General features: G+C 40.8%; 14 protein-coding genes and 1 pseudogene. 6 read left to right on the top strand and 9 right to left on the bottom strand.

From position 1 onward, the window contains the following. Nucleotides 1–398 precede the first annotated feature (398 nt). Nucleotides 399–734, top strand: a complete 336-nt coding sequence (locus IEE83_RS17785) for a hypothetical protein (RefSeq protein ID WP_194121872.1) — start codon at nucleotides 399–401, stop codon at nucleotides 732–734. A gap of 75 nt (nucleotides 735–809) precedes the next feature. On the opposite strand, the gene IEE83_RS33780 is transcribed toward IEE83_RS17785, so the two are convergent. The 3 genes from IEE83_RS33780 to IEE83_RS17775 form a co-directional block, all read right to left on the bottom strand. Beyond that, on the bottom strand, nucleotides 810–1,202 hold the full coding sequence (locus tag IEE83_RS33780) for an AAA-type ATPase lid domain-containing protein (protein ID WP_452124550.1): 393 nt from the start codon (nucleotides 1,200–1,202) through the stop codon (nucleotides 810–812). Nucleotides 1,203–1,742: 540 nt separating this feature from the next. After that, entirely contained in the window at nucleotides 1,743–2,834 is a 1,092-nt protein-coding gene (locus IEE83_RS17780) for a hypothetical protein (RefSeq protein ID WP_194121871.1), read from the bottom strand. Nucleotides 2,835–2,845: 11 nt separating this feature from the next. Beyond that, complete coding sequence (locus IEE83_RS17775; protein WP_194121870.1) at nucleotides 2,846–3,661, bottom strand: sigma-70 family RNA polymerase sigma factor; 816 nt, start codon at nucleotides 3,659–3,661, stop codon at nucleotides 2,846–2,848. Between the two features lie 89 nt (nucleotides 3,662–3,750). Between IEE83_RS17775 and IEE83_RS17770 the strand changes: the two genes are divergently transcribed. Next, nucleotides 3,751–4,026, top strand: a complete 276-nt coding sequence (locus IEE83_RS17770) for a helix-turn-helix domain-containing protein (RefSeq protein ID WP_194121869.1) — start codon at nucleotides 3,751–3,753, stop codon at nucleotides 4,024–4,026. Between the two features lie 145 nt (nucleotides 4,027–4,171). Here IEE83_RS17770 and IEE83_RS17765 read toward each other — a convergent pair whose 3' ends face one another. Further along, the gene (locus IEE83_RS17765) at nucleotides 4,172–4,396 is read right to left on the bottom strand and encodes a hypothetical protein (protein ID WP_194121868.1); all 225 of its coding nucleotides are present in this window, start codon (nucleotides 4,394–4,396) and stop codon (nucleotides 4,172–4,174) included. Nucleotides 4,397–4,555: 159 nt separating this feature from the next. Between IEE83_RS17765 and IEE83_RS17760 the strand changes: the two genes are divergently transcribed. After that, nucleotides 4,556–4,780 (top strand): helix-turn-helix domain-containing protein, encoded by a 225-nt coding sequence (locus IEE83_RS17760; protein WP_194121867.1) that lies wholly within the window; start codon nucleotides 4,556–4,558, stop codon nucleotides 4,778–4,780. 181 nt (nucleotides 4,781–4,961) lie between these two features. Here IEE83_RS17760 and IEE83_RS17755 read toward each other — a convergent pair whose 3' ends face one another. The 4 genes from IEE83_RS17755 to IEE83_RS17740 are packed head-to-tail and all read right to left on the bottom strand — an operon-like array spanning nucleotide 4,962 to nucleotide 7,067. Then, entirely contained in the window at nucleotides 4,962–5,438 is a 477-nt protein-coding gene (locus IEE83_RS17755; protein ID WP_194121866.1) for a T9SS type A sorting domain-containing protein, read from the bottom strand. Beyond that, nucleotides 5,435–5,692, bottom strand: a complete 258-nt coding sequence (locus IEE83_RS17750; RefSeq protein ID WP_194121865.1) for a peptidylprolyl isomerase — start codon at nucleotides 5,690–5,692, stop codon at nucleotides 5,435–5,437. Before IEE83_RS17750 ends, IEE83_RS17755 begins: the two co-directional genes overlap by 4 nt. A gap of 29 nt (nucleotides 5,693–5,721) precedes the next feature. Beyond that, complete coding sequence (locus IEE83_RS17745) at nucleotides 5,722–6,837, bottom strand: hypothetical protein (protein WP_194121864.1); 1,116 nt, start codon at nucleotides 6,835–6,837, stop codon at nucleotides 5,722–5,724. A 41-nt stretch (nucleotides 6,838–6,878) separates the two neighbouring features. Next, on the bottom strand, nucleotides 6,879–7,067 hold the full coding sequence (locus tag IEE83_RS17740; protein ID WP_194121863.1) for a hypothetical protein: 189 nt from the start codon (nucleotides 7,065–7,067) through the stop codon (nucleotides 6,879–6,881). A 513-nt stretch (nucleotides 7,068–7,580) separates the two neighbouring features. On the opposite strand from IEE83_RS17740, the gene IEE83_RS17735 reads away from it, so the two are divergent. Beyond that, nucleotides 7,581–9,284 carry an alpha-L-rhamnosidase-related protein gene (locus IEE83_RS17735; RefSeq protein ID WP_228101854.1) on the top strand — a complete coding sequence of 568 codons (1,704 nt, stop codon included), beginning with the start codon at nucleotides 7,581–7,583 and terminating at the stop codon, nucleotides 9,282–9,284. Between the two features lie 89 nt (nucleotides 9,285–9,373). Then, the gene (locus tag IEE83_RS17730) at nucleotides 9,374–12,172 is read left to right on the top strand and encodes an alpha-L-rhamnosidase (RefSeq protein WP_194121861.1); all 2,799 of its coding nucleotides are present in this window, start codon (nucleotides 9,374–9,376) and stop codon (nucleotides 12,170–12,172) included. Nucleotides 12,173–12,334: 162 nt separating this feature from the next. Here the strand turns inward: IEE83_RS17730 and IEE83_RS17725 are convergent. Continuing rightward, a pseudogene (locus IEE83_RS17725) lies at nucleotides 12,335–12,547 on the bottom strand (IS66 family transposase); the annotation flags it as partial. A 593-nt stretch (nucleotides 12,548–13,140) separates the two neighbouring features. Between IEE83_RS17725 and IEE83_RS17720 the strand changes: the two are divergent. Continuing rightward, entirely contained in the window at nucleotides 13,141–13,305 is a 165-nt protein-coding gene (locus IEE83_RS17720) for a transposase domain-containing protein (protein WP_379993073.1), read from the top strand. Nucleotides 13,306–13,377: the final 72 nt, after the last annotated feature.

Below are 13,377 nucleotides of genomic sequence, written 5' to 3'. Positions count from 1 at the left end.
TAATATTAGTAACAGGCTTTAATCTAATTACTCACATGTCAATTATCAGTCTTAAAATTTATTTTGGGTCGTTTAAAAAATGGTATAAATTCTAATGTAGGATTTTCATTGGGGATTTGGACTTTTTTTAATAAATACACTGAAATAGGATTTGAAAGTCTGTTTTATTTCATTCAGCTTGTTTCTCCCACGCTTTCAGAATTGTGATAGCCAATAATAAGTTACAGTCAAAGCGCAATCCAGATTGGAGAAGATGAAGTTTTGATCCTTGATTTCATCAATCAGACAACACTTACCATGGATATATATATTATAGAACGATTATTTTGTGCATAAGGTGACATAATTTAGAACTTAGCGTATATTTGCCGATAGAAACCCTCAACGATAAAACTGCCGTGAATAAGTCAAATATTTTCGTCTATATCGAGCTATCCAAGCTCGTCGCAAACCTTACCGCCAACGTTCTGTTGTCCAAAGAAACACTAAAAGCACAAGCGGGCTATTTCAATATTATCAACGGAAAATATTTTTCGGATGTCTTATGTCCGGAATGGGAGCAAATTGCATCGGAGCTGAAGCAGAAAGGCCCTAAAAAAGATCAGGAAGGGAAAATAAAAAACAATGCCTTTGTTCATACTATCGATCAGATGTCTCAACAGGAATGTATTAACATGATCTTCCGCATAACGGCGCTTTATGAGAAGGTAAAGTTGGAACTGGAATTTCCTTAATAAAATGATATAGTTACCAATTGAATTTGTGGAAGTAGTTTCAAATATTCCTGACAAAGCTCAGGAATATTTTGTCTAAAAGAATTCTGTGACAGCAGCCCATACACAATGATAGTTAATCAGCCTGCCAGACAATAAAAACATTACTGTACTGATAGGGTTCGCTAGTCTGCTGCGACGGTAATTGAAATTTAAACCTAAGGGTGCGGTATAGGTAAAAGGTATTTTCAATAATAACCCTTTTGCCAAAAGCAGGTTTCTTTCTACTACATTTTTAAGTTCAAAGATATTTCCTGGCCGGTTATATTCAAAAAGGTTATTCAGTTCCTTTCGGGATAGACCAGAGCGTTTTCTTGCGGTTTTATACCCGTAATCCTTTATAAAGTGGTCGACTAGCAGAGCTATGCCCGCTTTTCTTTCAGCCAGCGCAAGGAGATGTATGGGAAAAACATTTAGTCTGTAATGCAAATGCAGTCGAAATCTTCCTTGAGTAATCTTTCCTTAAGGTCCTATTTGTCGAAACAATAACTCGATTGTTATTTTTGTTGTTACTTTGCCTCCAATAGGCATACCGCTCAGATACGAAAACGGATCCATATTAATTGGTCTTTTGAATTACTATGACCTTTTGTAAACGTTTTCATCTTTAAAATGAAAAGTTGTTGTGCCCATACTGTGGTTGATAGATAAATTTAATTTCTACAACGGTTCCGTGCCTTTCGTATTTCTAAGTGTCCATCTATGTCACTGCGGAGTCCTCTTATCAACGTGAGTCCGAAAGAATTTATCTTAATCAAATCCAGTTCTTCCTTCTTTATACCAATCTCATTTGTATAGGTATTGTGATCCCTATTGAAAGCCGAATTTACTTTAAGCCTAAGGCGGTATAAGCAGCCTCGCAATTCTTCTGGCTAAAATAAGCCGAACCCAGTTGTATATGTCCCAAAAGACATTTAATGAAACTATCTGAGTTTCATCCTGCGGCTTTACAAGAAGCCTCTAATGTTTTTATTCCACAATGACGGTAATGCCAGCGCCGGCAGCTTTGTTTTGAATTTTTTGTTTTAATCCGCCGTAGCCCCAGTTACGAAGAAGAAACGGATCTTCTGATGCATTCACTTCTTTCTGCTGCTGATCTACCAGAAGCAGTGTGGCTGCCTGATTTTTGATACATAAATCGATCAACCGTTTGCTATATACGTGCTGTTTCTGGTTTACATACCTTTTCTCTGCATTTCTTAAATTCTCGATTGTGTTTTCTTTGAATTTCTTTTTGGTTTGATTATTCATAAACGCCATGGCATTCTGCTTTCTTTGGATGGCCGCTTGTATCGCAAGTCGTTTGTAAAGAAATTCATCTTTGTTTCCAATCGCGTACCTGGTCTTACCAATGGAGAGCATAATGGGATAATCAAGCGAAAGCGATGCTTCGGCAATGATATCCTGCTTAAGCGTCTGTGGCTGATTCTCAGACTGAAACACAGCCCTCATAAAAATCTTTCCCTTTTCAATTATTAAAGAGCTTGTGCAGAGTTTAATTTCTTCTTTGACTAAACGATGCAGCAGACTTGCTTTGTCCGAAAAATCTTTTCCCAAATAGGTTTTAAAAGCGATATCAAAAAGTTTGAAATAAAATACATGGCCGTTATTATCGGTGCTTAGCGCTTTAAGATCCGATGCCTTAAAGGGGATGGGAATATCTTTCTTAAAATTCGGAAGCGTTTTTTCGCCTGTTAAATAGGAGACCAAGTTGGTATTAAAGGTGCTTACCAAGGTGCTATTCAATGAGCTCATGATATGCATCGGGACTTTTCCCTTAAAATTTTTTGCCAGGATCTGGTAGCTGGTGTTCATTCTGGAAGTGGTTAGAATACCCTCTTCGTCTATCTTAATATCGGCGAGTTTGACTTTTACTTCGTCGGTCAGATAGATCATTTCCTTAACCTGCTGCTGAAGATAGTGGTGCGTGAAAATCAGGTTCGATGCCCGGAAACAGATGTAACGCCAGTCGTATAAAGTTTTAAAGACCTGCGACTTATATTCAGAATCATCGCTGTCAATTTTAAGCTGGATTTTGCGGGTAAAGAATATCTTTTCCATTTTTCAAACAATTAAACATGCGAAAATTGATTGGCTCTTTTCTGTTTGGCCTGGTGTCGTAGCAATTGATGCGCCTGGATATACTGCTGCTGCACTTGAAGCTGTGATACTCCGAGTTTCTCTGCGATATCGCAAAAGGATAGTTTCTGCTGCTTTCGCAATTGATAGATTATTGACTGCTCACTGTCTAAAATTCCTTCGTGCGCTTTATTTACCAAGGCTGAATTTTTTTCGCTGCTTTTAGATGCAATATGGACCATGTTTTTGATTTGCTTGACGCTTTTATTGATTTGGTTAGAAACCTGAAAACTACTTTTTCCAAGACGTTCGCCGATTTGTTTATAGGTAAGACCTTTTTGAAAATGAAGTGAAATAATCTGCTGCGATTCGGCAGACAGGTATTTGATACTTTCCGTAGCCATTCGGAGTTTTTTGTGATCTTCTTCCGTAGATTCCTTTTCTTCTATGGGGTCATCAAAATCACCGATTGTGTTTTCCATTTGGTCTGAAAGCGGCGTTTGTCCGTATATGCTATGGCGAGATTTTTCGATGTGTCTGAGAATCTGCCAACGAAGATTCAACCGTATAAACCTGTAAATGTGGGGAAGGCTTTCCAATCTTTGTCTTTGATTCCAGGCTTTAAGATAGCATTCGTGCAACAGGCAGCTGACTGTAAACTCATCGTTTAATAGCTCTTTGCCAAAATATGTAAGGTTGTGAAAAGAATTACGATAAACATAGTCCATTCCCTTACTTTTTCCTTCCCGAAAAAGGAGCAGGTACTTGGTTGTCTCTTCACTGCTGACGGATGATTTTCGAACTCCCATTTCAATAAAGTTAATGTATTCCCATCGAATTCCTTATAGGCGTGACCCTTAGTCACAAAGTTAAAACTTTTAAATACATAGCCATAGCTATGTATAAATTTTTTGTTTTCTGGCTTGTTTCGTTCATGAGTAAATTAAGCCCCATTGAGCAATATGTTATTGACGAAGTCAAAAGAAGACGCGTACAACTTGGTATTAGCCAAAAGGAGCTTTCCTTTCTTTTAGATGTTTCGGAAGGATATGTGGGCTTGGTTGAAAGCGCAAAAACTGATGACAAGTATAGTTTAAAAAGAGTCAATGACTTGGCAGTTATACTGCAGTGCTCACCAAAAGATCTTTTACCGAAAGATGCCTTTCTGGAGTGAAAAGATAGTTTGGTGGTATTGTTCGTTCAATGGTTTCCCTCACATACTCCTAAGACTTCTTCCTTCTACCTGAAACATTAGTTTATTTACTTTCTAGCCAATGCAGACATATTTGAAAAATTTTTATTCGGTATCGTGTCTGCAATTAAACCCCATTAGGCCTGGTCGTTGATTCCATTTTTTCTTCTGTTAGATATTCTAAAAGTTCATAAACGGCTTTTAAGTCATCCTTAAAATCCGGTCGGCAGTCATCTATTCTTACCTCTGCCAAAAGCCTAAGTAGTCCTTTGCGATAGCGGCTGACGTCTCCAAAATCTTTATGAGGAATACTAATCTCTACTTGTGATAAAATTGAATTATATCTAACCATAATATTTAAGATTTTCTGTAAAAATATTCAGAAATTCTTAAATATCAAAAATTTATCCTAAAAATTTACAGGAGAGATTTAATTTACTGAATCGATCATTTTAAGAAAATCGTAAAAAATGTGCAACTTTGTTAAGTTTATTTTTAGCTTTTGGAAAATATGGTAACAAAACTCGGAGAATATTTCAAATTGAAGTCAGTGAATAAGGCTGATATTGCAAGAAAAGCAAAGTTGACAAGTCCGAGATTGACAGAATTATCCAATAATCCAACGGCGAAATTGCGAGCAGATGAACTTTACTTAATTGCCCTGGCGATGGATGTGTCACCTTGCGAACTTTTGGAATTCGTATGTGGAGATTTAAAAGTGAAGCCTCAATCCTAATTGATCTTTCTGTGTTATTAAAGGCTTCTGTTTTGCAGCATTGTTCATGGATTTTTCATTAGGCGAAAGCAGCAAATGATGCCAAATGAAGAGATTACCATCGAAAGGACAGGGCAGAAGAGAGAGATTTTAATAAAGATGCCGTTTCTTAAAGTAAGAAGTTTCCCACCCTTATTAAGACTTACTTACTCACAACCATTTTTAACGTCCTCACACTATCATCAGCCATTCTCACCCGGATAATATACAAGCCGTCAGAGAATTTGTTTGTTGAAATGCCATCTTCCAATACTCCGCTCGATTCAAACAAAGTGATTCCAGATTGATTTTTTATCACAACAGATTTGGCATTTTCTAAAAGGCCGCCGGATAAATAGAACTTATCAGATGCCGGGTTCGGGTAAATAGTGTAAATTAAAAAATCGAAACTCACCTGACGGGTATCAGAGTAGGAATAGTTTCCGTCAAGATCGATCATTTTCAGCCGGTAAAAGTTATCTCCGTTTAGAGGATTTTTATCTAAAAAACTGTACTGTGCATTAGTCGAATGCTGATTGCTTGCCAAAATAGACCCAAGGTTAACCCATGTTTGTTCATCACCGCTGCGTTCAATTTCAAACTGGCTGAAATGAATCTTTGTAACTGCAGACCAGTTCAAAAGCGCGGTTCTTCCTTACTAACTTCAAAGTTTTCAAGTGTTATGGGCGATGGAATGTCTTGAAATTTATTACGCGGATCACCTAGAATTAATTCGCTTTCGTTGTATGATCCCGATAATCTAAACGCATCGCTGGTGTTAAACCCGCGCGACATCAAACTATATGCCCAATTGTCCAAAAACTGGGATTCCAGTGCGCTTGCCCCGTTAATTGTAATGGTTACTAAAAGATCGCTGTAAGCATGCACATTCATTACATTTCCTTTCTGAAGGTACAGTCCCGCTAAATAGTGTTATACTTATAGTGACCCACATTACAGGATAAAAGATTAATAAGTTGGATATTAGCCTTTGGAAGATTATATAGGATATCACTGCTGTAAATGCCAAAAGAATGGTATGTAGGACTACCGTGAAGATTCAGGCTAAATAATTCATAAGACCGGCTGCTTAGCTTATCTAAAAAATCAGTTTTCCAAACGGGGTCTTCGCCTGAGTAATCAGTATCTTTCGTTCTTCCAAAACTAAGTACGTCCGCGGAGACCCATCTGCCATTGGCTTGTGCCTTTGCAACAGCGTGTTGCTCACTTACAAAGCCGTCTGTTAAAAGAACTTTTTTTTCGAATGTGATTTCCTTATTTTTGAATTTATGCAGTTTGGCAAAATAATCTCCGAGATAGTTAATCTGCCCGTCGAAGCTTAATGCAGGATCCGGAATGATCATGCCCATGGAAATGAGCGAATTGCGCTGTTGAAATACAGCTTCTCTGATTTCCTGGTCGGGCCTGTAGCACGTATTTTGATATTTTACATTTTGCAAATAATAAGTTGATGGATCGTAAGTATAGTGCTGATACAAGGGCAGGGTGTAGTGGGTAAAAGAATAGGAACCTGCCGTCAGCATTACGTTTCCCTGTTCATCAAGCAGTGTCCTGGAAGTGGTCGTTGAAGCATTGTCGCCGATAAAAAATAAGTACGAAAGATTATCACTTTTATACTGCTCCTGTATATAATTGTATAAGCCGATTTTTGAAGTGCTGTTGGTTGAAACGTAGTATTTCTCTACTAAGATAAGCGGGTTAGTTTTTTCTGCATCAGCGATATACTGATTCAGATTGGATTGAACAAGCAGTGTGTTTTTCCATTCTTCATTAATAACCAGTAGCATTTTTGAAGGTTTTGCAGTGGCAGCAGAAGTTTGAAAGCTGACGGGAGAGATTATTGATGTTTCCAGTTTGTAATTTGCTCCCGGCAGCATACCACCCATTGTAAAATCCACGGAGCGCGTTGCTTTATTAATAGCTTTGGTGGAAACCCAGCTATCTGCTACCGTCTGATCGTTGCAATCACCATCGCAGTAAGGCCGGATTGCGAAAACAACAGTAAATAAATCATCCATGTTGATGCTGATTAAAGCTAAGGTCAATATCAACAGTGCTTTCAGGATGCTCCGCATTGGCAGTTACTGTAACTGTAATATTCCGAATCAAGAATTCTTGAAGTCGCAATGGCGGTTTTGTCCTGAACTAGTATAAATTGTTTTGAGGCTGTATCTGCTTCAATGTGACAGAATCTTTGCGCCAGACCAGCGTGTGAAACAGCCAGAACATAGTAAAGGTTTCGTTTCATATGTGTTCCCGTTTAATTCATCAAAACAAATACATGTTACCAATAATATGACATTATAGGAAGTTATTTTTGTATTATGTCCTGTTAAATTGGCGAGGTTAAAAGGAGTAATAGCTCATTGAAATGGGATTGTTTGGAAGTTGAGTCAATGATTTATTTCAATCAAATATCTCGGATTGGTAAGGAGTGGCAACTCCTTTTGTTTATCAACCAAATACCGGCTCACTTATTAACTATGCGCTATATCTGCTGGCAACTAAATCAGTTTAATAAAGCAGATGTATCGCTTTGCCACGTCCACTAATGGATAAGATACTTACCTTGGTTAATTTGACCCACTTCATAAGATATCTCACAACGCAGGCAGGATAGAACAGGCTAGTTCTACGCGTAGAATTGATTTATTTTCGAAGATTTTACGATCTTAAAGCATTCATTTTTAACCAACACCGCCCAGTGAAAAAACTTCTTGCCCTGCTGACATGTCTATTTTACCTAGAAAACCAACCAATTTTGGCCCAGAACTTACCCCCGATATTTGGAAGTAATGTGATCTCTGAGAAAGACGCCCGGGTAAAACAATATCTGACAGCAACAAGAATTGTCTGGAAAACAAGCGGCGCAGGCATTTCAGGTGAGCAGAATCTTTTAAGACCCGGCACCGGGCAGGCGGATCTGATGCATCAGAATATCTGTACGCTGACAAGCAAGGATGGTGAAAAACCCGGACTGGTTCTGGACTTTGGAAAGGAAATACAAGGAGGGATTCAGTTGGTAACAGATCAACCCAGCAATCAGCATCCGATCAAAATAAGACTTCGTTTTGGAGAATCGGTCAGTGAAACCATGTCGAGCATCGATACAGTCAGCGGTGCGACCAATGACCATGCTATGCGCGATTTTATCATTGAAGTGCCCTGGCTGGGTGTGATGAACGTTGGTAATACCGGCTTTCGTTTTGTTCGTATTGATCTCGTGGATGATAACCGCGAGCTGCAATTAAAAGAGGCACGTGCTATTTTCGAGTACCGTGATCTTGATTATATAGGCTCGTTTAAAAGCAGTGACGAGAGACTTAACACCATCTGGAATACAGGTGCTTACACCGTGCATCTTAACATGCAGCAATTTTTATGGGATGGTATTAAAAGAGACAGACTTGTCTGGGTAGGGGATATGCACCCTGAAATCATGACGATCAACAGCGTATTTGGTAAAAACGAGGTCGTGGCAAAAAGCCTGGACCAGGCGCGCGATATTACTCCGCTTCCGGGCTGGATGAATGGGATCAGCGCCTATTCGATGTGGTGGGTCCTCATTCACCGAGACCTATATAAATATCAGGGAGATAAAGAATATCTAAGAAAGCAGCAGAAATATCTGGTAGCGCTTCTGGATCTTTTAATAAGTAAAACAAAAGATAACAAAGAGAATCTGGACGGAACCCGCTTTCTGGACTGGCCTTCGAGTGAAAACCCAAAAGCAATCCATGCCGGGCTTCATGCCATGATGATTATGACCCTGGATGCAGGTGCTGAGCTTTGCACGATTCTGGATGAACCTGCCCAGGCCCAGAAATGCAGAGCCGCATCAACCAATCTGAAACTATATGTTCCCGATGCAAACGGATCCAAACAGGCTGCTGCGCTGCTTGCGCTTTCTGGCCTTGTACCTGCTCAGAAAGCAAATACAGAAGTACTGGCTGTGGATGGCTGCGCGAGAATGTCGACTTTTTATGGCTATTACATGCTCCAGGCAAGAGCCAAGGCGGGTGATTATCAGGGCGCGATTGACTGTATTAGAAACTACTGGGGTGGAATGCTTGATATGGGTGCAACAACGTTTTGGGAAGATTTTGATCTGGACTGGACCAAAAACGCAGCTCCCATCACAGAAATTGTGCCCGAAGGAAAAGATGATATCCATGGTGATTTTGGCGCATATTGTTACAAAAACCTTCGCCATAGTCTTTGTCACGGCTGGGCTTCGGGTCCGACGGCCTGGCTGAGCGAACATGTGCTTGGAGCAAGCGTGCTGGAACCAGGTTGCAAAAGCATCCGAATCCAGCCTAATCTGGGCGATCTTAAATGGGTGGAAGGAACATTTCCAACCCCGATGGGAGCTGTTAAGATCCGGCATGAAAAGCTGGCGAACGGCAAAATAAAATCAACCATCGACGCGCCCAAGGGCGTAAAAGTCGTGCAGAATAACGGTTGATAGTCCAGCTCAGCCCGTGTTCCCATATTGTTTTTAGTAATTTAAGGTTTATGAAAAGTTACGGTTTATCTGTTTTTTTGATTGTTCTCATGTCAATTCCAGTGTTTGCGGATGGTTTAACCGCAGTAAATCTGCGCACTGAGTATAAAGTTAATCCTGTCACCGATGCCACAGCGCCGCGTCTGAGCTGGGAGCTTACCTCGGACAAAAGAAACCAAATGCAGTCTTCCTATCAGATTCTGGTAGCAAGCGCTCCTTCACTGCTCAATGAGGATAAAATTGACCTTTGGAATTCAGGCCAGGTTAAAAGCCGGGCTACTGCGCAGGTGCAGTACAGCGGAAAAACGCTTGTTTCCAGACAGCTCTGCTACTGGAAAATCAGAAGCTGGAATCAGGATGGCATCGCCGGACCTTGGAGCGGGGTGAGCACGTTTGAAATCGGTCTTCTTTCAAAAGATCAGTGGAGTGCGCAATGGATCGGTCTTGATCTTGACAATCTGGGCAAGGGAAAAACCTACCATCTTCCGCCTGCTCCCTATCTTAGAAAGGAAATAAAAATTAAAACAGGCGTAAAAAAAGCCAGGCTTTATGTGACGGCTCTGGGACTTTACGAATTTTCTATCAATGGTAAAAAGACTGGAACTGATTTTCTTACCCCGGGCTGGACCGATTATCACAAACGCGTTTATTACCAGACTTATGATGTGACTGCCGATCTGGAAACCGGCGTAAACGTGCTGGGCTCTCAGCTTTCATACGGCTGGTATGCAGGCTACCTGGGTTATTCGCTTCTGGTGGGAAACCCTGTTGTAAGGGCTTTTTACGGAAAAGTGCCGCTTTTGAAAGCGCAATTAGAAGTATCATACAACGACGGCAGCACCCAGACTTTTGCTACTGGAGCAGACTGGAAAGCCAGTAAAGGAGCGCTTACCGAATCGGATCTTTTAAACGGGGAGACGTATGATGCAAGGCTTGAACTTTCCGGCTGGCAAAAACCTGGTTTCAATGATAGCAGTTGGCAAAAGCCGGAAGTCTATCAGGATAAAGAAGACCGCAAGATACAGACATACCCAGGTCCGCCTGTCAAAATAACCGGTGAGCTGACTGTGAAAAGCCAGACGAAAAGAGCGGACGGCAGCTGGATTTTTGATCTGGGCCAAAACTTAGCAGGTATCGTAAGAATCAAAGTGAAAGGCGCTGCCGGCGATACGATCAGGATCCGGTATGGCGAAAAACTTTATCCCGACGGGCATCTGATGACAGAGAATCTTCGCATGGCAAGAGCCACGGATTATTATATTTTGAAAGGCGATCCAAAAGGAGAGAGCTGGGAGCCAAAATTCACATTTCATGGCTTTCAGTATGTGGAGATAAAAGGGTTTAAAGAAAAGCCAGATGCGGGCACATTGCTTGGTCTTGTCATCGGTTCAGACACGCCCAAAACTGGCTCTTTTGAAACCGACAATAAAATGGTCAACCAGCTTTATAGTAACATTGACTGGACGCAGCGCTCCAATTACATTGATATTCCGACCGATTGCCCGCAAAGAGATGAGCGTATTGGCTGGACCGGCGATGCACAGGTTTATGTCAAATCCGCCACTTTCAACCGCGATGTGGCTTCCTTTTTTACCAAATGGAATGTGGATCTGGCTGACGGACAGTTTGAAAACGGTGCTTACCCGCTTTACGCGCCGGCACCAAATCTTCGCAAAACCGATACTTTCTCACCAGGCTGGATGGAAGCCGGCATCATTTGTCCCTACCAGATTTACCAGACTTATGGCGATACCCGCATCATCGAACAAGGCTGGCCCAACATGGTGCGTTTCATGGATTTTCTTGAAAAAAGAAGCGGCGGCAATCATGTTTTCAAAGAAACGGCTTTCAAAGATCTTGATCCCAAAGGCGGTTTTGGCGACTGGCTTTCTTTCGGCCAGAAAACGCCTCCAGATATGCTGGCCAGTTTCTACTACGCCTACTGCGCAGACCTGATGACAGAGATGGCGGGAGCCATCGGAAATCAAAGTGAACAGAAACGGTTCTCCGATACCTCTGATAAAATCAGAAAAGCGGTACTAGCGCATTACACAGATACCACCGGCCGTTTTATCTGTGATGCCAAGGTGTATGGTAAAGGCGAGGGTTATGTGGATGGAAATCTTGGTTTCTCCGGAAATACCCAGACTGCCTACGCCAATGCGATTTATATGAACATAGTTTCTAAAAACAACATTAATAAAGCAGGCAATTTTCTGGCAGAACTTATCAAGGAAAACGGAGGAAAACTTGCTACCGGATTTCTTGGCGCCAAACCGCTTCTTCCGGCACTTTCAGCCAGCGGGAATTCTGCACTTGCTTATGATCTGTTTTTAAGCAAAGAATTTCCTTCCTGGGGTTTTGAAGTTGAAAATGGCTCAACCACGATCTGGGAGCGGTGGGATAGTTTCACCAATGAAGATGGCTTCAAATACAATGCGGCGATGAATTCCTTCAACCATTACGCCTTCGGAGCAGTTTGTGAATGGATGTTTTCAAACGCCGCCGGCATTCAGCAGACTCACCCAGGATTTGATCATTTTGATATTAAACCAGAAATAGACCCAAAATCCGGAGCCGGAAGAATTGACAATTTGAAGGCAACCTTTCACACCATGCACGGCGAGATAATCTCAGCCTGGAAAAAAGATGGTGTTCATTTGACAATGCAGGTAACAGTGCCAGTAAATACGACTGCTGACATTTACGTGCCAGCAGATTTGACTGATCAGTTGACAGTAGATGGAAAAAAGGTGGCGTCGAGTAAGGATGTTGTAGTGAAGAAAGGAGAGAAAGGTTTCATAATTCTTGAGGTAGGATCGGGAAATTATGTGATAAAAAGGCAATAGTTTTTTTTTTACAGAGGTTCACCAAGGTTAACGAGAGGGCCACAGAGATTTATTCCCAGTGGCCCTTTCGATTTAAAAATGATCATTGAGACTTACAAACACCATCTTATAGTAATTCGCGATTTTACCGAGAGCATCTTACTTTTGTATCCGGCCTACCAACTACATCTTTGTTAACTGTTGAATATTGTTAAAGTTTTGCGGGTACAGATCGGGGATGTTTTTATGTTTAATTGTCGAGATGTTTAGCAGAGTGTTTTTTAGCCAATTGTAGGGATTGACGTTGTGTTTTTTGCAGATAGCAAAGAAGGAGTAGATCATAGCAGCTCGTTGTGCTGCTTCGTGTGATCCGGCGAAAAGATAGTTTTTTCGGCCCTTATTATGTAAAGCTTTACATAAAATTGGTTATGGATAGTTAAAGATTATGCAAAGCAATAGTCTAAAATCAATGTTTCCAGGTAGTTGACTCTATATTTCCGATAAATCGCTTTGCATAATATTATTCATTTTCACCTTCAAAAGTTCGATGGAGACCACTTTCTAACCAATTCAGATAGAATGAGTGGGGGCGTGAGTCAACCTTACTCGATAATATTCATTGTTAATAACCCTGGATTTGTTAAAGTGTTTACTGGCTTAAAACCACTGTATAACTAATTAAACGCCACAAGGTCAATTGCCAAGACTGTGATTTGAGTTCCAGAACCATTTGACAACGTGATAATTTAACCCTGCGCATATTGTTAGTTATTTACACTTGATTATTTATTCCAGCAGCTATACCACGATAATTTCAAAATATTATGTCAAGTGAAAAGGTAATCAATAAGCCTTGATTTGATCCCAATGGCCATTTTTTAGTAAAGCTTTACATAACCCTTAGCTATGCATAACCCAGTTTATGTAAAGCTTTACATAAACTGGGACGAAAGGCGTTTTTGTTCGCTGGTTCCCACCAGGCAGCTGAAATGACAGCAGCTATGTATTCCTTTATGGCAACATGCAAAAAGAATGGTGTTGATGAGCAACGCTGGCTGACAGATGTGTTTGAAAGAATACAATCCCATAAACATAAAGATCTTTATCAACTGCTACCAAACAACTGGGAGAAGTTCAGAAATCTCGAAAATTAACCCAGAATTACGTTTACCAAATTAGCAACACGGGTTTTGTCGGAGCGATACAATAAATTGCGTTTTTCAGAA

The sequence above is a fragment of the Dyadobacter subterraneus genome, from assembly GCF_015221875.1.
Taxonomy (GTDB): Bacteria; Bacteroidota; Bacteroidia; order Cytophagales; family Spirosomataceae; genus Dyadobacter; species Dyadobacter subterraneus.
The sequence above is the reverse complement of the archived record's forward strand: the minus strand, read 5'-3'. Positions and strand labels throughout refer to the sequence as shown.

Excerpts from the sequence above, each read along its gene's own strand:
- IEE83_RS17740 (WP_194121863.1), bottom strand. The coding sequence starts at position 7,067 with ATGAAACGAAACCTTTACTATGTTCTGGCTGTTTCACACGCTGGTCTG.
- IEE83_RS17750 (WP_194121865.1), bottom strand. The coding sequence starts at position 5,692 with ATGAATGTGCATGCTTACAGCGATCTTTTAGTAACCATTACAATTAAC.
- IEE83_RS17760 (WP_194121867.1), top strand. The coding sequence starts at position 4,556 with ATGGTAACAAAACTCGGAGAATATTTCAAATTGAAGTCAGTGAATAAG.
- IEE83_RS17730 (WP_194121861.1), top strand. The coding sequence starts at position 9,374 with ATGTCAATTCCAGTGTTTGCGGATGGTTTAACCGCAGTAAATCTGCGC.
- IEE83_RS17720 (WP_379993073.1), top strand. The coding sequence starts at position 13,141 with ATGACAGCAGCTATGTATTCCTTTATGGCAACATGCAAAAAGAATGGT.
- IEE83_RS17745 (WP_194121864.1), bottom strand. The coding sequence starts at position 6,837 with ATGGATGATTTATTTACTGTTGTTTTCGCAATCCGGCCTTACTGCGAT.
- IEE83_RS17780 (WP_194121871.1), bottom strand. The coding sequence starts at position 2,834 with ATGGAAAAGATATTCTTTACCCGCAAAATCCAGCTTAAAATTGACAGC.
- IEE83_RS17770 (WP_194121869.1), top strand. The coding sequence starts at position 3,751 with ATGTATAAATTTTTTGTTTTCTGGCTTGTTTCGTTCATGAGTAAATTA.
- IEE83_RS17765 (WP_194121868.1), bottom strand. The coding sequence starts at position 4,396 with ATGGTTAGATATAATTCAATTTTATCACAAGTAGAGATTAGTATTCCT.
- IEE83_RS17775 (WP_194121870.1), bottom strand. The coding sequence starts at position 3,661 with ATGGGAGTTCGAAAATCATCCGTCAGCAGTGAAGAGACAACCAAGTAC.